The 19,145-nt window shown below is 62.6% G+C and carries 17 protein-coding genes; 3 read left to right on the forward strand and 14 right to left on the reverse strand.

The genetic code is table 11. The features are described from left to right. The first annotated feature begins 19 nt into the window (after nt 1–19). Together AC1DYR_RS17680 and AC1DYR_RS17685 are read left to right on the forward strand one after the other, a co-directional pair. Nucleotides 20–2,074, forward strand: a complete 2,055-nt coding sequence (locus AC1DYR_RS17680; protein WP_477706258.1) for an acetyl/propionyl/methylcrotonyl-CoA carboxylase subunit alpha — start codon at nt 20–22, stop codon at nt 2,072–2,074. 46 nt (nt 2,075–2,120) lie between these two features. Next, nucleotides 2,121–2,612 carry a thioesterase family protein gene (locus tag AC1DYR_RS17685; protein ID WP_477687399.1) on the forward strand — a complete coding sequence of 164 codons (492 nt, stop codon included), beginning with the start codon at nt 2,121–2,123 and terminating at the stop codon, nt 2,610–2,612. A 623-nt stretch (nt 2,613–3,235) separates the two neighbouring features. Here the strand turns inward: AC1DYR_RS17685 and otsA are convergent. The 7 genes from otsA to AC1DYR_RS17720 form a co-directional block, all read right to left on the reverse strand. Continuing rightward, the gene (gene otsA, locus AC1DYR_RS17690) at nt 3,236–4,618 is read right to left on the reverse strand and encodes an alpha,alpha-trehalose-phosphate synthase (UDP-forming) (RefSeq protein ID WP_477706259.1); all 1,383 of its coding nucleotides are present in this window, start codon (nt 4,616–4,618) and stop codon (nt 3,236–3,238) included. Then, the gene (locus AC1DYR_RS17695) at nt 4,615–6,483 is read right to left on the reverse strand and encodes a glycoside hydrolase family 15 protein (RefSeq protein WP_477706260.1); all 1,869 of its coding nucleotides are present in this window, start codon (nt 6,481–6,483) and stop codon (nt 4,615–4,617) included. Before AC1DYR_RS17695 ends, otsA begins: the two co-directional genes overlap by 4 nt. Then, complete coding sequence (otsB, locus tag AC1DYR_RS17700) at nt 6,480–7,316, reverse strand: trehalose-phosphatase (RefSeq protein ID WP_477706261.1); 837 nt, start codon at nt 7,314–7,316, stop codon at nt 6,480–6,482. The genes AC1DYR_RS17695 and otsB overlap by 4 nt, the downstream gene beginning before the upstream one ends. A 57-nt stretch (nt 7,317–7,373) precedes the next feature. Next, nucleotides 7,374–8,669, reverse strand: coding sequence for a multifunctional CCA addition/repair protein (locus tag AC1DYR_RS17705; RefSeq protein WP_477706262.1), 1,296 nt, complete (start codon nt 8,667–8,669; stop codon nt 7,374–7,376). Between the two features lie 59 nt (nt 8,670–8,728). Then, nucleotides 8,729–9,034, reverse strand: a complete 306-nt coding sequence (locus tag AC1DYR_RS17710) for an NIPSNAP family protein (RefSeq protein ID WP_477651240.1) — start codon at nt 9,032–9,034, stop codon at nt 8,729–8,731. A 12-nt stretch (nt 9,035–9,046) separates the two neighbouring features. Then, nucleotides 9,047–9,730 carry a glutathione S-transferase family protein gene (locus tag AC1DYR_RS17715; protein WP_477706263.1) on the reverse strand — a complete coding sequence of 228 codons (684 nt, stop codon included), beginning with the start codon at nt 9,728–9,730 and terminating at the stop codon, nt 9,047–9,049. 423 nt (nt 9,731–10,153) lie between these two features. Further along, on the reverse strand, nt 10,154–11,110 hold the full coding sequence (locus AC1DYR_RS17720) for a complex I NDUFA9 subunit family protein (RefSeq protein ID WP_477706264.1): 957 nt from the start codon (nt 11,108–11,110) through the stop codon (nt 10,154–10,156). A gap of 179 nt (nt 11,111–11,289) precedes the next feature. Between AC1DYR_RS17720 and AC1DYR_RS17725 the strand changes: the two genes are divergently transcribed. Next, nucleotides 11,290–11,733, forward strand: coding sequence for a hemerythrin domain-containing protein (locus AC1DYR_RS17725; protein WP_457281142.1), 444 nt, complete (start codon nt 11,290–11,292; stop codon nt 11,731–11,733). Between the two features lie 25 nt (nt 11,734–11,758). Here the strand turns inward: AC1DYR_RS17725 and AC1DYR_RS17730 are convergent, their stop codons facing one another. From AC1DYR_RS17730 to AC1DYR_RS17760, 7 genes are all read right to left on the reverse strand, one after another. Continuing rightward, nucleotides 11,759–12,307: an MgtC/SapB family protein gene (locus AC1DYR_RS17730; RefSeq protein WP_477706265.1), complete on the reverse strand. Its 549-nt coding sequence runs from the start codon at nt 12,305–12,307 to the stop codon at nt 11,759–11,761. A gap of 96 nt (nt 12,308–12,403) precedes the next feature. Beyond that, on the reverse strand, nt 12,404–13,024 hold the full coding sequence (locus AC1DYR_RS17735; protein ID WP_477706266.1) for a YdeI/OmpD-associated family protein: 621 nt from the start codon (nt 13,022–13,024) through the stop codon (nt 12,404–12,406). A 177-nt stretch (nt 13,025–13,201) separates the two neighbouring features. Further along, nucleotides 13,202–14,377: an ABC transporter substrate-binding protein gene (locus AC1DYR_RS17740; protein WP_477706267.1), complete on the reverse strand. Its 1,176-nt coding sequence runs from the start codon at nt 14,375–14,377 to the stop codon at nt 13,202–13,204. Between the two features lie 43 nt (nt 14,378–14,420). Continuing rightward, the gene (locus tag AC1DYR_RS17745) at nt 14,421–16,274 is read right to left on the reverse strand and encodes an AMP-dependent synthetase/ligase (protein WP_477706268.1); all 1,854 of its coding nucleotides are present in this window, start codon (nt 16,272–16,274) and stop codon (nt 14,421–14,423) included. A gap of 204 nt (nt 16,275–16,478) precedes the next feature. Then, the gene (locus tag AC1DYR_RS17750) at nt 16,479–17,276 is read right to left on the reverse strand and encodes an ABC transporter ATP-binding protein (protein WP_477706269.1); all 798 of its coding nucleotides are present in this window, start codon (nt 17,274–17,276) and stop codon (nt 16,479–16,481) included. Then, the gene (locus AC1DYR_RS17755) at nt 17,273–18,070 is read right to left on the reverse strand and encodes an ABC transporter ATP-binding protein (protein ID WP_477706270.1); all 798 of its coding nucleotides are present in this window, start codon (nt 18,068–18,070) and stop codon (nt 17,273–17,275) included. Before AC1DYR_RS17755 ends, AC1DYR_RS17750 begins: the two co-directional genes overlap by 4 nt. Continuing rightward, nucleotides 18,067–19,143, reverse strand: coding sequence for a branched-chain amino acid ABC transporter permease (locus AC1DYR_RS17760; RefSeq protein ID WP_477706271.1), 1,077 nt, complete (start codon nt 19,141–19,143; stop codon nt 18,067–18,069). Before AC1DYR_RS17760 ends, AC1DYR_RS17755 begins: the two co-directional genes overlap by 4 nt. Nucleotides 19,144–19,145: the final 2 nt, after the last annotated feature.

The following is a 19,145-nucleotide window of genomic DNA, read 5'->3' on the forward strand; positions in this document are numbered from 1 at the left end:
CACGGGGCGGGACATCCGCATGAAAAAAATCCACTGCCTGCTGGTGGCCAACCGCGGGGAGATTGCCCGCCGCATCATGCGCACCGCGCGAACCATGGGCATGCAGACGGTGGCGGTGTATTCAGACGCCGATGCCGGTGCGCTGCATGTGCAGGAGGCGGACATCGCCTGTGCGCTGGGAGGTGTCAGTTCGGCCGATTCCTATCTGCGCATCGACAAACTGGTTGCTGCGGCCCAGGCCAGCGGCGCCGATGCGGTGCATCCGGGCTACGGCTTCCTCAGCGAGAACGCCGCCTTTGCCGACGCGGTGATTGCCGCGGGGCTGACCTGGGTGGGGCCGCCGCCGGCCGCGATCCGGCAGCTTGGCAGCAAGTCGGCTGCCAAGCTGCTCGCCGCGGCGCAAGGCGTACCCTGCCTGCCGGGCTATCAGGGGCATGACCAGTCCGACGCGTGCTTTGAAGCCGAAGCCGCGCGCATCGGTTTCCCGCTGATGGTCAAAGCCGTGGCGGGCGGCGGCGGGCGCGGCATGCGGCTGGTGCGGGATGCCGCGCAACTGTCGGCCGCGCTGCAAAGTGCCCGCTCTGAAGCGCACTCGACCTTTGGCAGCGGGGAGCTGCTGATGGAACGGGCTTTGTTGAATCCACGCCATGTCGAGGTGCAGGTGTTTGCCGACGCCCACGGCCATTGCATTCACCTGGGCGAACGCGACTGCTCGGTACAGCGCCGCCACCAGAAGATCATTGAAGAAACGCCCAGCCCCGCGGTGGATGCGGCGCTGCGTGCGCGCATGTGTGGGGCGGCAGTCGCGCTGGCGCAAGCGGCGGGTTATGTAGGGGCCGGGACGGTGGAATTTCTGGTTGATGGCGGCAACGTGAGCGCCGCCGGGCCGCCCCAAGGCGCGAAGGCCCCCTTGGGGGGCAGCGCAGCACACGAAGTGGCAAGCGTGGGGGCTAGTTTCTTCCTCATGGAGATGAACACGCGCCTGCAGGTTGAGCATCCCGTCACTGAAGCAGTCACGGGCCTTGATCTCGTCGAATGGCAGCTGCGTGTAGCGCAAGGTGAGCCGCTGTCTCTTGCGCAGGCGCAGGTGGTGTTCAGCGGTCATGCGATGGAGGTGCGCCTGTGTGCCGAAGACGAGAATTTCACGCCGCACACGGGCATCGTTCAGCGGTTCCGCGAACCCGACGATGTGCGCTTTGACCACGCGTTGTCTGAAGGCCAGGTCGTGTCGCCGCACTACGACTCCATGCTGGGCAAGCTGGTGGTGCATGCCGCGACACGTGAGCAGGCCATAGGCCGGCTGGTGGCGGCGCTGGGCCGCACTGAAGTGCTGGGCCTGCCCACCAACCGGCAGTTTTTGTCGGCTTGCCTGGCCCACCCGGTGTTCCGCGCCGGGCATGCACTGATCCCTTTTCTGGCGGAGCAGGGCGATGCGATACGCGGGGTGCTACAAAAAGAGGAGCAGCTTGCGATCGTCCCGTATGGCTTGGCGGCCATTTTCTTTCAAGGTATCGACTCAAAAAGGGCCGCAAACAGCCTGCCGTGCCCGTTTCCCAGGCCGATGCGGCTGCGCCACCGTGCGCAGCTGCTGGATCTGCGCGTACGTGAGTTGGGCGGGGGCGCGCTGGAAATCGAAACGGGCGACGAGGTGTTGCGGGCGGTGATCACGCAGGGACCCGATGGTGCCCTGACGGTACGCACAGGCCAGACCGGGCAACGCATATCGGCGGTTCGCCTGAAGGAATCTGCCGGGCAACCCGGCGCACGCTGGCATGTGCAGACGGGCTCTGTGGACCTGTTTCTGGAAGATGCCACGTTGGAGCCGGCAGCATCCGGCGGTGTTGCAACCGCGCGGGAATTGCGGGCGCCCTTCAACGGCAAGGTGATTGCGGTCCATGCGGCGCCCGGCCAGGCCGTGAAGTGCGGCGACACGCTGCTGGTGATTGAGTCCATGAAGCTGGAGCACGCGGTCAATGCCCCGCACGATGCCGTGCTGGCGGCCGTGATGGCAGAGGTGGGTCAGCAGACCAGTCCCGGGCAGGTGTTGCTGAGGTTCGATCAGGCCAAGGCATGAGAACCCGGAAAATCAGGAAAGATTTCGCTGCACGACAATTGATGCCATGACCAAAGCACAGCCCACCCCCACCGGCGCGATTGAGTTCGAACCGGAATTTGTCGCCAGCCTCAAAGAGCTGTTCGAGGAAAAAATCGTTTTCAACAAACTGCTGGGGCTCAAGATCACCTCGGTGACGGCGGAACGGGTGACCGCCCGCATTGACATGCGCAACGAGCTGATAGGCCACTATGCGCACAACCGAATTCACGGCGGTGTGATCAGCGCCGGTCTGGACGCCATGGGCGGACTCGCCGTGATGGCGGCCATAGGCGCCCGCCACATGGACGAATCGCCGATGCAGCGGCTGCACCGCTTTGCCAAGCTGGGGACCATCGATCTGCGGGTGGATTATTTGCGGCCCGGCATCAGTGAGTTTTTTGAGTTGCGGGCTGAGGTGATGCGGCTGGGGTCTCGGGTGGCGAGTACGAGGATGGAGTTTCTGGGGGCTGACGGGAAGTTGTTTTCTACTGGGGCTGGGGCTTATATCGTTTCTTAGGGATTTGCTTTTTGCTGAGGGTGCTGGCCGGGGGTAGCCCGGCAGCTACTCACTTTTCTTTTGCTTCGCCAAAAGAAAAGTAAGCAAAAGAAAAGGCGACCCTGCTGTCTGCGACCCTCCGCTTCGCTTCGGGCAACCTGCGGTGCTCGATCCAGGCGGGGTCTCGCTCGAACTCGCTTCGCTCAGACAATCGCGATCCCTGATCCGCCTGGCCCTGCGCTCCTCGGCGCAGACAGAAGGGGGTGGAGACAGGAATACCAAACAGCCGAACTCCCAATAGCCGAAGACAAGACCCCGAATACCTGAAGAAACAAGGACTCGCCATGGCGAGTCCTTGTTGGTATTTGTCCCCGTTCCCGATTGGCCCTTGTGGATGCGCCGAGGAGCGGAGGTTCAGACGGATCAGGGCAAAAACTTGTTTGAGCGAAGCGAGTTGTTTTTGACCCCGGCTGGACCGAGCACCGCAGGTTGCCCGTAGCGCAGCGAAGGGACGCAGGAACCAGGGTCGCCTTTCTTTTGCTTACTTTTCTTTGGCGAAGCAAAGAAAAGTGAGTTGCATGCCGGGCAACCCCCGGCCAGCAACCCTCAGCAGAGAGCGCTAAAGCCGGAGCAAGAACCGGCAACTAAGCCGGTCCCTCGTAGCCGAGGGCGTTAAGAAACTCCCTGCGCCACCAATGCACATCGCGTTCCCGGATGGTCTTGAGCAGCTTCTGATGCCGCGCCTGCCGCTCCTCTAGCGGCATTTGAAGCGCACGCTGTACGGTGTCAGCGGTACCGTCGATGTCGTAGGGATTGACCAGCAGCGCGTCTTCCAGTTGCTCCGCAGCCCCCGCAAAGCGGGACAGCACCAGCACCCCGGGGTCGGCCGGGTCCTGCGCGGCGATGAATTCCTTGGCCACCAGGTTCATGCCGTCGCGCAGCGGTGTGACCAGCGCCACCCGCGCCACGCGGTACAAGCCCGGCAGGCGCTTGCGCGCCACGTTGCGGTGGATGTAGCGAACGGGCATCCAGTCGAGCTCGCCGAAATTGCCGTTGATGGCGCCGCACAGGCTTTCCAGTTCCTGCAGCAGATCGGTGTAGGTGCCCATGTCTTCACGGCTGGGCGAGGCGATCTGGATCAGCGTGGCGCTGCGGAGATTTTCCGGGTACTTTTTCAGCAAGGTTTCAAATGTCCGCAGCCGCTGCGGCAAGCCTTTTGAATAGTCGAGCCGCTCCACACCCAGCAGCAGCTTGCGGCGCGAATATTCTTCCTTCATGCGCTCGTACATGTCGCGCGCATCCTGCGCGTGCGTGAGCGCCGCGAACTCGTCCACGTCTATGCCGATGGGAAAAGCGCCGGCGCGCACAGTGCGATGAAAGGCCCTGAAGCGGTTGTCGCCCAGCGCCACCGCGCCGGCTTCGGCCTGCACATAGCGCGAGAAGTGCAGCAGGTCGTTTTCACTCTGGAAACCGACCAGGTCGTAGGCGAACAGCGCACGCATCAGCCATTCGTGCTGGGGAATGGCCGCCAGTACCTGCTGCGGTGGCAACGGAATGTGCAGGAAAAATCCGATGCGGTTGTTGCAGCCCATGGCGCGCAATTCGGCCGCCATGGGAATCAGGTGGTAGTCGTGGATCCAGATGATGTCGTCGGGCTGCAGCAGGCTCATGAGCTTGTGCGCAAACAGCCGGTTCACGCGGCGGTAGGCCTCGATAAAGCCTGAGTCAAAACGGGCCAGGTCCAGCCGGTAATGAAATACCGGCCAGAGCACGCCGTTGCTGTAGCCCAGGTAGTAGCCTGCATGGTCTTCGGCCGACAGGTCCACCGTGGCCAGCTTGACGTTGCCTGCTTGCTGCACATGCAACTCGCCTTCACCGGCGGCACCGCCCTCAACGACCGTGCCGCTCCAGCCGAACCACAGACCACCCGTGGCATTGAGTGCATCGCCCAGCGCTACTGCCAGGCCACCGGCCGCCGCCTTGCGCGGATCGGCGACGCGATTTGAAACGACTACAAGTCGGCTCATACCTGGCTTTCCCAAGGAGTCGACAAACGGACGGCCGCATTGATGATGCCCACCATCGAATACGTCTGCGGAAAATTCCCCCACATCTCGCCGGTCACGGGATGTGTGTCCTCCGAGAGCAGGCCCACATGGTTGCGGGCGGCCAGCATGGTGTTGAAAATCTCGCGGGCCTGTTCCTTGCGGCCTATGCGTGCCAGCGCGTCGATGCGCCAGAAAGTGCAGATGTTGAAGGCGGTTTCGGGTTTGCCGAAATCGTCCGGCGCCTCATAGCGGCGCATATAGGGGCCGTCGCACAAATGGGTTTCCAGTGCGTCCACCGTGGCGACAAAGCGCGGGTCTTTGGGGTCGATAAAACCCACTTCAATCATCAGCAGCACGCTGGCATCAAGGTCGCGGCCGCCAAAGCTTTCAGCAAAGGCCTGGCGTTCTTCGCTCCAGGACTCGCGCAGGATGCGTTCCTGCATCACTGCAGCATGGCGGCGCCAGTAGTCGGCCCGATCCTGCAGCTTGAGCACCAGCGCAATCTTGGCCAGCCTGTCGCAGGCGGCCCAGCACATCAGAGCCGACGACGTGTGGATGCGTGCACGCGTGCGCAGCTCCCACATGCCGGCATCTGGCTTGTCATAGCTGTGCACGGCCTGCTCACCGACTTCTTCGAGCCGCTTGAACTCGGCAATGCCGGCGCGGTGCAGCAGGCGATGGTCGTGAAAGGCCTGGGCCGCGCCCAGCACCACATTGCCGTAGACGTCGTGCTGGAAATGCTCCTGCGCCTGGTTGCCCACGCGCACCGGTCCCATGCCGCGGTAGCCGCCCAGGTGCAACATGGTGGATTCGGGCAGCTCGCGCTCCAGGCCTATGCCGTAGAGCGGCTGGATGTGACCGCCCTTGGACTGCACCACCACGTTGGCGAGCCAGCGCAGGTAGTCTTCCATGGTGCCGACTTCCGAGAGGCTGTTGAGTGCGCGCACCACAAAAAAGGCGTCGCGCAGCCAGCAATAACGGTAGTCCCAGTTGCGCTGGCTGCCGGGTGCCTCGGGAATGCTGGTAGTCATGGCGGCGACGATGGCGCCGGTGTCTTCAAAGAGCGAAAGCTTGAGCGTGATGGCTGCGCGTATCACGGCCTCCTGCCATTCCAGCGGAATGTGCAGGCGCTGGCTCCATTTTTTCCAGTAGGAAATGGTTTCCTGCTCAAACAGGCGCGCCGTGTCGGCAATGCCGTCGGGCAGCGACTCGTCGGCGCCGAGCAGAAAATTGTGCTCGCGTGTCAGCACAAACGGCTGCTTTGACAGCAGGTGTGAAATCGACACGTCGGTGTTCAGGCGCAGCGTCAGCTCATCGCCCACATAGCGCAGGTGGTTGCTGCCCTGGGTGATCAGCGGCTTGCGCCGGCCCCAGTCAAAACGAATGTCCAGCGATACGCGGATGCGCGGCGCGCCGTGGATGGGTTTGATGCGGCGCACCAGCGTCATGGGCCTGAAAAAGCGCGAGCGGCTGAAAAAACGCGGCGCGAAATCGGTGATCTCGATGCCCTGGCCGCGTGTGTCAAACAACTGGGTGCGCAGCACCGCCGTATTGGGCTCATACCACTGCTTGGCTTCGGCGAAATCCTCGATCTCGATGGCGAAGGCGCTGGACTGCGAGTCCTGGATGCCCGGGGCGGTCGCGTCGTCCTGCGCGGATTGCGCAGGTTGGGGCTCCAGCAAGGCATTGAACACCGGGTCGCCGTCAAACCGCGGCAGGCAGCACCAGACGATGCGGCCACGCACATCAATCAGCGCACTGAAGGCGCAGTTGCCGATGACGCCCATGGCCAGCGAAGGTTGGGCGGGCGGCGCGAAGTGAAGCGAGTCGGCGGCGACGCTCATGATCGGCTTTCTGGCGCGGCGGCCGGTGTTTCGTCGGTCTCCCGCGCCATGCCGCCGAACGCCGCATGCAGCCATTGGTGCAGCGCCTCGGGCGATGCGCAGCGATGGCGCGCCTGGGTGGCGCCTTCGCCGACCTTGATGCCTTCACCGCCCAGCAACTGCACGGCCGCGAAGCCGGCTTCGTCGGTGGTGTCGTCGCCGGCGAACAGGGGCAGGCGGCCGGCAAATGGCGGTTCGGCCATAAAAGCCCTGATGGCCGAACCCTTGCTGACGTTGGACGGCTTGACTTCAAAAACATACTTCCCGTGCAACAGCTCGACACCGGGTGTGCGGTCGGCTGCCTCCTGCATGACCTGCAGGCACAGAGACTCCAGTTCGGGTGCGTGGCGATAGTGCAGGGCAACGGCCGCCAGTTTGATTTCCACGCGCAGCCCGTCATGGTGCGCAGCCAGGTCGGTAACGCGGCGCGTGAGCTCCTGCAGGTCCGGTTCTGCCAGGCAGACGACGCGGCCTTGGGTATCCCGGCGCTGCGCGCCATGCTCGGTGGCCAGCGGTAGCCGCAAAGGCGCGAGAAAACCGTCGAGGTCGGCCAGTCTGCGGCCCGACACAATTGCCAGCGCGCCGCCCAGCTGCGCTGAAAGCCTCGCCAAGGCTGGAATCACGCCCGAAACCAGCTGGACTGCGTCGGGTTCAGGTGCCAGGTCGGCCAAGGTTCCGTCAAAGTCCAGAAAGAGGGCAGTCTGCGCGTTGATGGCCGGCAATGACCCGAAAGGCCCGGGAGGAAGTGCGTGAGAAGAGGGCCGGGGCAGCGATGAAGAAGGTGATAAATGCATCGCCATTCACCTTAGCAGAGCCCCTGTTGAATCAATGTAGGCCGGTTTCGCCTTTTTTCACATTTCTGCCAATGGCGGCTGCCCTGTAGCGGTGCCGGGGAGGCTGTCCTGCACCGCTTTGACGCGTGCCCTATGGATGGCCTCACCAATCTGTTTGCCGCCGCGTCCCGCCGCCTGGGCCTCCAGCGCCAGCGGCTGCGTCTGTACCGCCTGGGCTGCTGCCAGGGCATCCAGCAGGCGCGGGCGTTGCGGGTAGGGCGAATCCTGCAGGCCCAGGCGCCCGCGGGCGTCGCATTCGCAGGCCAGCAAAATATCGGCAAAACGCTGGGGCTTGCGAAACGCATCGCAGCGCTCCAGCAGCCGCACCAGGGCCGCGGCGCCCAGGCTTTCGCTGCGGTGCACGTTGCCGTGCTCGCGTGCCACCACGTCGGCAATCTCGCGGCAGTCAACCGGCACACGCAGGCGCTCGCAGACGTCTTTCAGCAGTTGGGCGCTGCGTTCTTCGTGACCGATGTGCCGCGGCAAAACATCGGCCGGTGTCGTGCCTTTGCCGAGGTCGTGGCACAGGCACGCAAAGCGCACAGCCAGGGAGCCCTCAAGCTGCGCCGACATGTTCAGCACCATCATCAGGTGAACGCCGGTGTCGACCTCGGGGTGGTGGGCGGCGGGCTGCGGTACGCCCCAGAGGCGTGCCACCTCGGGCAGCAGCTTTTGCAGCGCGCCGCTTTCGCGCAGCACCTCGAACATGCGTGACGGCTTGTTTTCCATCAGCCCGCGTGCGAACTCCTGCCACACGCGTTCGGGTACCAGCGCATCGGCTTCGCCTTCGGCCACCATGTCCCGCATCAGCGCCATGGTTTCTGGCGCGACGGAAAAATCCGGAAAGCGCGCGGCAAAACGTGCCAGGCGAAGGATGCGGACGGGGTCCTCGCGGAAGGCCTCCGTCACGTGGCGCAATACCTTGTCCCGGATGTCCTGCTGCCCGCCGAACGGATCGATCAACGCCGACAAATCAGGTTCAAACTTCGCGGAAACCGTTTCAGGGAGGGCGGGAGCAGCTATCGAATTGATAGTGAGGTCGCGCCGCGCAAGGTCCTGCTCCAGCGTGACGTCGGGCTCGGCGTGCACCACAAACCCGCGGTAGCCCGGCGCGGTTTTTCGTTCGGTGCGGGCCAGGGCGTATTCCTCACGGGTATCCGGGTGCAGGAACACCGGAAAATCCTTGCCGACCGGCAGGTAGCCTTGTGCCACCAGCGCTTCAGGGGTGGCGCCCACGACGACCCAGTCGTGGTCCTGCACAGGCAGGCCCAGCAAGGCATCGCGCACCGCGCCACCAACCATGAATATTTCCATCAGGTCAGTTTAGCGGTTCGCGCCAGCCCCAAAAGCCTGGTCGGCGCCGGATTGTCAGTTCAGGAAAAAACAGGCCGGAAGAAACTGCGCTCGTAGCTGATGATGCAGCCGGTCGTTTCGGCGTATTTGAAGGCCGCCAGGCATTCCTGGTCGGAAAAGGAGTTCTGGCGGTAAATCTCGTAGGCCGCCAGGCTCTCAAAGGTGAACAAGGCCAATGCAATGTTGTTGGCGCCTTCGCTGGGCATGAAGTAGCCGTGGTGCGTGCCGCCGAATTTCTCGACCAGCGGAATCCACAGCTTGCCGTAGTGCTCGAACTCCTTGAGTTTGGCGGTGTTCAGCACGTAACGCAGATAGATCGTGACCATGATGTTTCCCGTTCAGCGCTTGACGCGGTAGGGCTCTTCGAATTCGCGGAAATCGTCTTCGGCCAGCGCGTCGTCGATCCAGGCTTTCACGCCCGGCAAGGTGCTCACGCGCTGGATGTAAGCGCCGATCCCGGCAGGCACCGGCAAGCCGTAGCGGCTCAGCCGCATGCAGACAGGCGCGAAGAAGGCATCAGCGATAGTGAACTCTCCGAACAGCATGGGACCTTTGTGCTGCTCCAGCAGCTCGGCCCACATCTCGACGATGCGCTGCACATCGTCGCGTACGGCCGATTTGTCGCGCCAGATCAGCTGGCCCATGTCCGACAGGTCGGCTTCGATGTTCATGGGGCAGGCCGAACGCAGCGCGCCAAAGCCGCTGTGCATTTCAGCGCATACGCTGCGCGCCCGGGCGCGCGCCTTCACGTCCTGCGGCCAGAGTTTCTTCTCGGGAAAGCGTTCCGCGAGGTATTCGGCAATCGCCAGCGTGTCCCACACGACAAAACCGCCGTCGTCCAGCGCCGGCACCCGGCCAGTCGGGTTTACGCCGCCGATTTTTTCCTTGAAACTCGAGTTGGCATCGAACGAGTCAAAGCGCAGCTTGATTTCTTCAAAGGGAATGCCGGCCTGCTTGAGCAGCACCCAGGGGCGCATGGACCAGGAGGAGTAGTTTTTATTGCCGATGTAGAGCTTGAGCATGGGTGTCCCTGTTCTGCTGACGATGAAGGAAAGAAGTCAAAGTGAAACGACTTGCGATGCTACCGCCGCACCAACACGCCATTGATGCAAAAAATCCCCTGAATTAATGCCCACCCCCGTCCAGGCTCACTGCGTGTAGCCCGTTCCCCCCTCAAGGGGGCGGCGCCTGCGGTCTGGCGAAGCCAGTCCCGCGGAACCCGCTGGCGAAATAGCCTAGCACTCATCACGCCCATTGAACTCTTCAAGCCAGCGTGAGCCGTGGAACCGGCTTTGCCGGGCCACAGGCACAGTCCCCTGCAAGGGGAAAAGGGCTACACGCAGTGAGCCCGATAGGGGTGTGCCCATTGTTCGGCTTTGCCAGGCCGCAGGCGGGCGGCCCCCTCGGGGGGCAGCGACCCACACGAAGTGGGGGAGCGTGGGGGCTCAGAACCTTCCGGCAGTTTTACGCTTGGCCGTCAGCCCGCTGCGCAAGCCTTGCGCTCCCAGATAAGTAGGCCCCACTGCATCCAGCGCGGCAGGGTGAACGCCCAGTGCCTGCAGGCCGGGCAGCTTGCCGGTGGCCACGTTGTCGGTGGCCATGGCGTCGAGGTTGTCGCGGCTCAGCAGCGGCTCTCCGGGCGCGAGCTCCATGAGGCGCGCCTGCAGGCGCCCCAGGGAATCCGGCAGGCTGATCACCGGGCGGCCTTTGCCACCGTTGATACCGGCGTAGCGGCCGGCCAGCCCGACCAGCTGGCGCAGCGTGAACACGTCGGGCCCGCAAACTTCATAGATCTGGCCGGCGGTGTCGGGGTCTTGCAGGCAGTGCACGATGGCGTCGGCGACATCTTCCACCCAGACGGGCTGAAAGCGCGCATCGGCGGCTGCGAGCGGAACCACCGGAAAGACATGCTGGAGTCGGGCAAAGGTGTTGAGGAATTTGTCTTCAGCGCCAAAGATCACGCTGGGCCGCAGCACCGTCACATCCAGCCCGGTGCTGAGCAGCACGGCTTCACCGCGCGCCTTGCTGCGCTGGTACATCGACGCCGAACCGGGCGAAGCACCCAGGGCGCTGACGTGAATGATGCGCCTGAGGCCGCTGGCTTCACAGGCCCGGGCCAGTTCCAGCGGAAGTTGCACATGCGCCTTGTCGAACGCGGCCTCTGTGCCGTGAAGGATGGCAATCAGGTTGACCACGGCGTCGTGGCCGGCCAGCAGCGGTGCCAGCGAGGAAGCATCGTGGGCGTCGGCCTCAATCACGTCGACCAGCGGCAGCATTTGCAGGTGGCGGGCGTTGGCCTGCCGGCGTGTGACCACGGTTACGCGGCATTGCAGCCGCGCCAGCTTTTCGCAGATGTGCGCGCCGACAAAGCCGGTTCCGCCAAGAAGAAGGATTTTTTTCATAACCCCTAATTTAGCGCTTTTACCGTGCCTTGCGCCCTGTTGGCCCATTCTTTGACAATTCAGGCCTCCAGGTCAGGCCGGATAATCGCAAGAAGCTATCAAATTAATAGCGATTTTGGCTCTGCAGGATCCGCTCTTGACCTACACGCCAGGGTCTGCGCCGTCCCCATAATGGCTGAATGAATATTTTTGAAGCACTGCGAACAAGCCATGTCACCCAGCGCGCCCTGGCGGACAACCTCATCAAAACGCAGGGCGACAGCAAGGAAAGGGCCACGCTGTTCAAGGAACTCAAGCTTGAACTCGCGGCGCATGCCGCGGCGGAAGAGCGCTTTTTTTATGTGCCGCTGATCGCGCACGACATGACGCAGGAACCCTCGCGCCACGGCATTGCCGAGCACCACCAGATGGACAAGCTGGTGGAAACGCTGGAAGAAACCGATTTCAGCTCGCCCGCCTGGCTGGCCACGGCCAAAGAGCTGCACCACAAGATTTATCACCACCTTGAAGACGAAGAGCAGGGTGTGTTCCAGCTGGCAGGAAAGGTGCTGACCGAAGCCGAAAAGCTGTCGCTGGCCAAGGGCTATGAAGGCGAGTTCGTCTCGCAGCGCACGAAAAATTAAACCGTCACGGCGCCCCTGGACGAGCTTATGAACCGTCCCCGCGCTTGTCGCCGTCAGGCTTGAGCAGCGGTTCGGGTTTTTCCAGAAAACGCACCAGGCGCGGCACCAGCGCCAGGATGCCGAGCGCCAGCAGGGTGCTGAGGACCGCAGTGCTTTCACGTCCCATGCCGGCCGCCACGCCAATGGCCGCCGTCAGCCAGATTCCGGCGGCGGTGGTCAGGCCCTTGACCTGCTCTTCGTCGGGGTTGCCCTTGATGTGGCCCTTGAGTATGGTGCCCGCGCCCAGAAAGCCGATGCCGGCAATCACGCCCTGAATCACCCGGCTCAAGTCGGCGGTGATCATGCCGGACTGCTGCGACACCAGCACGAACATCGCGGAACCCATGGCCACCAGCATGTGCGTGCGCACGCCGGCGGCCTTGCCTTTTTGCTCGCGCTCTATGCCCAGCAGGCCGCCCAGCAACGCCGCCAGCGTGAGGCGAACCATGACGCGCGTGGCCTGCTCGGCATCGGGCAAATCTGAAAACTCCGAGGAGATGGTTTCACCGACTTGCTGCCACCAGGTGGACGCCATGCGGACTCCTTTTTATGGGTTCGGTTGAGGGACGGGCTCGCCCGATTGACTGTAGCGCGTCTGCCGTACGGCGTCATCGAAAAGCCCTGTCCACCGTCAGGGATGGATTTTTTCGCCCCGCTTGAGCATGTCGGCGAACTTCACCAGCCGGCGCTCGCGTGTCTCGGCTTTCTTGGCGGTTTGCAGCCTGAACAAAATCGCGAAGCGATTGCGTGAGTCCAGTGATTCGAAGAAGGCCTTGGCTTTGGCGCTCTTTGCGAGCAACGCCGCCAGGTCGCCAGGAACCGCCATCTTGCTCTGCGCGTCGTAAGCCGCATCCCAGCGGCCGTCGGCTTTGGCGCGTTCAACCTCGGCCAGTCCCGCCGGCTGCATGTCGCCGGATTCAATCAGTGCCAGGGCCTTGGCGCAGTTGACCTTGGACCAGGTGCTGCGTGCGCGGCGCGGGGTGAACTTTTGCAAAAAATATTGCGCGTCCATGGAGTTCCTCTGGCCGTCTATCCAGCCGTGGCAGAGCGCGGCTTCCAGGGCTTGGGCGTGGGTGATGGAGGCTATGCCTGAATCCTTCTTCGCGATCTGCAGCCAGACACCGGCGCTGCTTGCGTGGTGTTTGGCCAACCACTTGGTGAAGGCCTGGGTGTCTTTGCAGCGCACGGTGGCAAGCGGGGCGGCGGGAGTCTTGGCAGGCGTTTTGGAAGCGGGTTTGGCGGAGGTGGGCATGACGCATTTTGCGTGACGCGCGGGGTTCAGGGCAAGCCATAGGGCGATCGGCGGAAGGCGCGTGCTATTAATTCAGGAGCTACTCGGGCAGGTATTTAAAGGGCTGCAGCCACTTTTCGCATTAAAAAACCACCCGAGGGTGGTTTTTCGAGTCGCGGCTGGCAGTCGCGGCAGGATTTACTGCGTGATGTAGTCAGACACCACTTTCCAGCGCGCGTCCTGCAACATCGACAGGCGCGACTGGTTGTTGCCCAGGCGCTTTTGCGGGCCAAACCTGCCTTCGGAGCTGCCGAAGATGTCGGCCGGGATCACCATGGTGTCCATGGCCTTGATGAAACTGTCGGTCATCAGGTTGGCGCCGGCTTTCTGCGATGCACGGATAAAGCCGTCGACCACCGTATAGCCGTAGACCGAGAACACCGTCGGGTCTTCATTGAAGGCGGTCTTGTACTTGTTGGCCCAGAAGCGGATGGGCTGCGAAGCCTCGTCCAGGTAGGGGTTTTGCACCGTCATGGTGGCGTAGAGGCCGTCCATGGCCTTGCCGCCCAGCTTGTGGATCAGGTCGGTGTACGCGGCGCTGGAGCCCAGGAAGACCGGGTTGTAGCCCAGCTTGCGCGCGGTGCCGATGCCGCCAATGGTTTCGCGGATGATGGTGCCCAGCACCACCAGGTCGCATTCAGAAGCCTTGAGCTTGGCGATCTGCGACGAGAAATCGGTGGCGCCGCGCTTGAAGGAAGTTTTCTCCACCATGGTCATGCCGAGGGTCTTGAGGCCGTCGTCGGCGCCGCGCTGCACTTCCAGGCCGAACTCGTCGTCCTGGTACATCGAGCAGACCTTTTTGGCGTTCTTTTCTTTCACCAGCTTGGGCACGGCCGCCTTCATCTGGTCGTAGTAAGTGGCGGCGAAAGAGTACTTGAGCTTGTGGAAAGGCTCATACATTTCGCGCGCCGCCGTCACCGGGAAGAAGTTGATGACATTTTTCTCGAACTGCACCGGCATGGCGGCCAGGTTTTGCGCCGTGCCCAGGTGGCCGACCATGGCGAAGATCTTGTCCTGGTTGACCAGCTTTTGCGCCGCCAGCACCGCCTTCTTCGGGTCGTAGCCCGAGTCCTCGACGATCAGCTTGATCTTGCGGCCGTTGATGCCGCCTTGTTCATTGAGTTCGTTGACGCGCAGCATCATGCCGTTGCGGATCTGCTTGCCGAAACCCGCGAGCGGGCCCGACAAGTCCTGGATGGAGCCCAGCGTGATTTCGGTTTTGCTGACGCCCTGGCTTTGCGCCTGCGCCGGCACGGAGGCCAGTGTGGCTGCACAGGCCAGCGCGGAAAGGACGGCGGTTGACTTCAGTTTCATGGTTTTGTCTCCTGTAAAAATTATGCTTGTACGGTGCGCGAGGCTAGTACATGGCCTCTATTTGCGGGGCGTATTTTTGTTCTACGAGTTTGCGCTTGAGCTTCATGGTCGGCGTGAGCTCTTCGTCTTCCGCCGTGAGCTGCGTGTCGAGCAGGAAGAATTTCTTGATCTGCTCGACCCGCGCAAACTTCTTGTTGACCCGGTCGATCTCCGACTGAATCAATTCTTGCACTTCGGTTGCCCGCGTCAAGCTGGCGTAATTACTGAAGGGTATGTCCGCATCCTGGGCGAATTTTTCGACGTTTTCCTGGTCAATCATGATGATGGCCGTGAGGTAGGCGCGCTTGTCGCCGATAACCACGGCGTCGGTGATGTAGGGCGAGAACTTGAGTTCGTTTTCCAGCTCGCTGGGCGTCACGTTCTTGCCGCCGGCGGTGATGATGATGTCCTTCATCCGGTCGGTGATGCGGAAAAACCCTTGCTCGTCCATCACGCCTACGTCGCCGGTGTGCAGCCAGCCTTCTGCGTCCAGCGTCTCGGCGGTTTTCTCAGGCTGGTTCAGGTAGCCCATGAAGACATTGGTGCCGCGCACCAGGATTTCGCCGGTGGCCGGGTCCAGCCGCATCTCGTTGTAACCGGCAGCCGGGCCGATGGAGCCGGGCTTCATGCAACTGGCCGGCACACCGCTGGCCGCGCCGCAGGTTTCCGTCATGCCCCAGACCTCCAGCATGGGAACCCCCAGCGCCATGTACCACTTCACCAGGTCTGGCGAGATGGGCGCCGCACCCGTGACGCAAAACCGCGCCTTGTGAATGCCGATCAGCTTGCGCGTGTTGTTGAGCGCGAACCAGCGCGCCAGCCTGAAGCGGGCCTTGAGCGATGCGCTGACCGGCTGACCGGCCAGCACGGTGTCGGCGATGCGCATGCCCACGCCAATGCTCCAGGCATAGGCGGCCTGCTGCAGCCAGCTGGCTTCCTTCAGCGCGATCATCACGCCGGAGTAAAACTTTTCCCACACGCGTGGCACGGCGGTGAACACCGTGGGTGCGATTTCGCGCACGTTTTCCGGAATGGTCTCGGGGTTCTCGACAAAGTTGAGTTTGGCGCCCGCATACATCGCAAAGTATTCACCGCCCATGCGTTCGGCGATATGGCAAAGCGGCAAAAAGCACATGCGCTCGTCGTCTTCGTTTTGCGCCACCAGCGTGTTGTAGCCGCGCGCGGTAAACACCAGTCCGCGCTGGCTGTGCATCGCGCCCTTGGGTTTGCCGGTGGTGCCGGAGGTGTAGACCAGGATGGCCAGGTCCTCTGGCTTGCAGGCGGCAGCGCTGTCTTTCACCGAATCGGGGTGGTCGGCCAGGTAGCTACGCCCCAGTGCGCGAAGTTCGGCCAGGCCCATCACGCCGGCGTCATCCAGGTCACGCAGGCCTTCGGTGTCAAACACGATGATCTTGCGCAACAGCGGCAATTGTGGCCGCACTTCCAGCGCCTTGTCGAGCTGCTCGTCGTCCTCGACAAACAACAGGGTGGTGCGGGAGTCTTCACAAAGGTAGTGCACCTGCGAGGCTGCGTCGGTGGGGTAGATGCCGCTGCACACCCCGCCGCAGCTGAGCACGGCCAGGTCGGCCAGCACCCATTCGATGACGGTATTGGAAAGGATGGAAGCGCATTCACCGCGCGCAAAGCCCAGGCTCATGAGGCCGGCGGCGACTTCGCGCACCGCATCGCCGGTTTGCGTCCAGGTCCAGCTGCGCCAGATGCCCAGCTTTTTCTGCCGCATCCAGGTTTTGTTGGCGCGCTGCTCCACTGCATTCCAGAACACGGCGGGAATGGTTTCGCCCGGCATGACGACGGCATGCTCGGGCTGAATGTGAGAGAGATCCCAAAGGTTGCTCATTCAAAACTCCATTGCGCGATTCCACCGAGCCAAGACGAGGATGCCGCGGAGCTGGCTCCGCCAGGCCGCAAGCATCGCCCCCCAGTGGGTGGAGTGGCCGAAGGCCGCACAGGGGGCGTCCAACGATACGGCTTAGCCGGGCCGCCAGCATCGCCCCCAGTGGGGGGGGGGGGAGGCCGAAGGCCGATTCAGGGGGCGTCTTTTTCATCTCCAGGTTTTCTTTTTCTTCCAGCGCCGCTCGCCGCGCACGCCGTCTTCCTTCATGCCGAGGTAGAACTCCTTGATGTCCTCCTTCTCGCGCAGGCGGGCGCAGGTGTCTTCCATCACGATGCGGCCGTTCTCCAGCACATAGCCATAGTCCGAAGCGTTGAGCGCCATGTTGGCGTTCTGCTCGACCAGCAGGATGGTGGTGCCGCGCTCGCGGTTGATGCGCACCACGATCTCGAAAATTTCCTTGGTAAGCTTGGGTGAAAGCCCCAGGCTGGGTTCGTCGAGCAGGATGAGGTCGGGCGAAGCCATGAGTGCGCGCGAGATCGCCAGCATCTGCTGCTGCCCGCCCGACAGCAGCCCGGCGTCTTGCAGGGCCCGCTCTTTCAGGATGGGGAAGTAGCCGTACACCGACTCCATGTCGAGCGCCACGCCGTCACGGTCCTTGCGGGTGTAGGCCCCCATCAATAGGTTGTCGCGCACGCTGAGCAAAGGGAATACCTCGCGCCCCTCTGGCACATGCGACAGGCCTAGCTGCACGATATGGGCCGGGTCCTGCGCCGTGATGTCCTCGCCCTTGAAGTCGATGGAGCCCTTGCGCGGATCGAGAATGCCCGAGATGGTCTTGAGGATGGTGGATTTGCCCGCGCCATTGGAGCCCAGCACCGTGGCAATTTCGCTGCGGCGCACCTGCAGGCTGATGCCGCGTATGGCCTTGATCGGGCCGTAGGAGCTCTCGACGTTGAGGAGCTTCAAGACGGGTTGATCACTCACCGGTGGGGGAACCGCGCTCATGCCGTTCTCCTTAAAGACGTGACCTCATCCACCGAGCCAAGATAAGCCTCAATCACACCCGGGTCGTTCTGCACCTCGCGCGGCGTGCCCATGGCCAGCACCTCGCCCTGGTTCATGGCAAGAACCCGGTCAGACACGCGTGAGACCAGCGACATATCGTGCTCGACCATCAGTACCGTGATGCCCAGCTCATGCTGGATGTCCTGGATCCAGAAGGCCATGTCGCCGGTTTCCTCCACATTGAGGCCGGAAGAGGGTTCGTCAAGCAGCAGCAGCTGGGGCTCGGTGCACAGCGCCCGCGCCAGCTCGACCACCTTGCGCACGCCATAGGGCAGGCCCGCTACCATGGAGTCGCGGTGGTGCTGAAGATCGAGGAAGTCGATGACCTGTTCGGCTTTTTCGCGGGCCAGCAATTCAGCCTCACGCACCTTGGCGGTGAAGAAAAGGTCGTGCAGAAAGCCGGTTTGCCGATGTGTGTGCCGGCCAATCAGCAGGTTGTGCAACACCGTGGCGTGTTCAAACAGCTCGATGTTCTGGAAGGTGCGCGCGATGCCCAGCGAGGCAACCTTGTGCGGCGGCTGATGGGTGAGTTTTTCGCCGCGGTATTCAATCTCGCCGGTGGTAGGTGTGTAGATGCGGCTGATCAGGTTGAACACCGTCGTCTTGCCCGCGCCGTTGGGGCCGATCAGTGTGAAGACCTCGCCTTGCTTGACATCAAAGCTCACGTTGTTGACCGCCAGCACGCCGCCGAAGCGTACGCTGAGGTTTTTGGCTGAAAGGAGTGTCGAGGTCATTTCAGGCGATCTGACTTCTGGAAAGATTTTTGCCGCTTGAACAGGCCCTTGCGATAGAACGGGAAGAGCTGCAGGTAGGTACGAACCTTCAGCCATCGGCCATAAAGTCCCATCGGCTCAAACAGCACAAAGGCGATCAGCACAATGCCGTAAACCGCTGCCTGCAGGCCCGGCGCCTGGCCGATGGTGGCGGGCAAATAGTCTTTGGTGAGGCCAATCACCTGCGGCATGGAGATGAGGAAGATGGCACCCAGGAAAGCGCCGTGCACCGAGCCCACGCCGCCGATCACGATCATCAAGAGCAGGTCGATGGACTGCAGGATGTTGAACTGGTCGGGCGAGATGAACTGCAGCTTGTGCGCATAGAGCGCACCGGCCACACCGGCCAGCGCGGCCGACAGCGCAAACGACAGCGTCTTGTAGCGTGCCAGGTGAATGCCCATGCTCTGCGCGGAAATCTCTGAATCGCGAATCGCTACAAAAGCCCGGCCTGTGGGAGAGCGCAGCAGATTAAGGATGCCCAGCGTGGCGGCCACCGTGATGATGAGGCAGAGGAAATAAAACGACTCGCCGCTGTCCAGCTTCCAGCCGAACATGTCGGGCACCTTGATGTGGATGCCGGCATTGCCACCTGTGACGCTTTCCCAGCGCGCAAACACCTCTTCAACAATGAAGCCAAAAGACAGCGTCGCCATGCCGAGGTAAATGCCCTTCACGCGCAGCGCGGGCAGGCCCACGACCAGGCCCACGGCGGCTGACAGCCCGGCAGCGCACAACAAGGCGACGGGAAAGGGCAGGCCTGCATTGGTCATCACCGCCTGCGTGTAAGCGCCGACGCCCAGAAAGGCCGCGTGTCCCAAAGAGAAGAGGCCGGTGAAACCCGCCAGCAACATCAGGCCCAGCCCGGCGATGGCGTAGATCATGACGAAGGTGAGTTGCGCCAGCCAGTATTCGGGAAACAGCCAGGGAGCCGCCAGCAACAGCAACATCAGCGCGCCGTACCAGAACACGTGGCCTACGTGCTTCGCAAGCTTGATGTCTTGCCCATAATCGGTTTTGAAAATAAAGCGCATGT

This window comes from Polaromonas sp. P1_F9 (assembly GCF_056405615.1).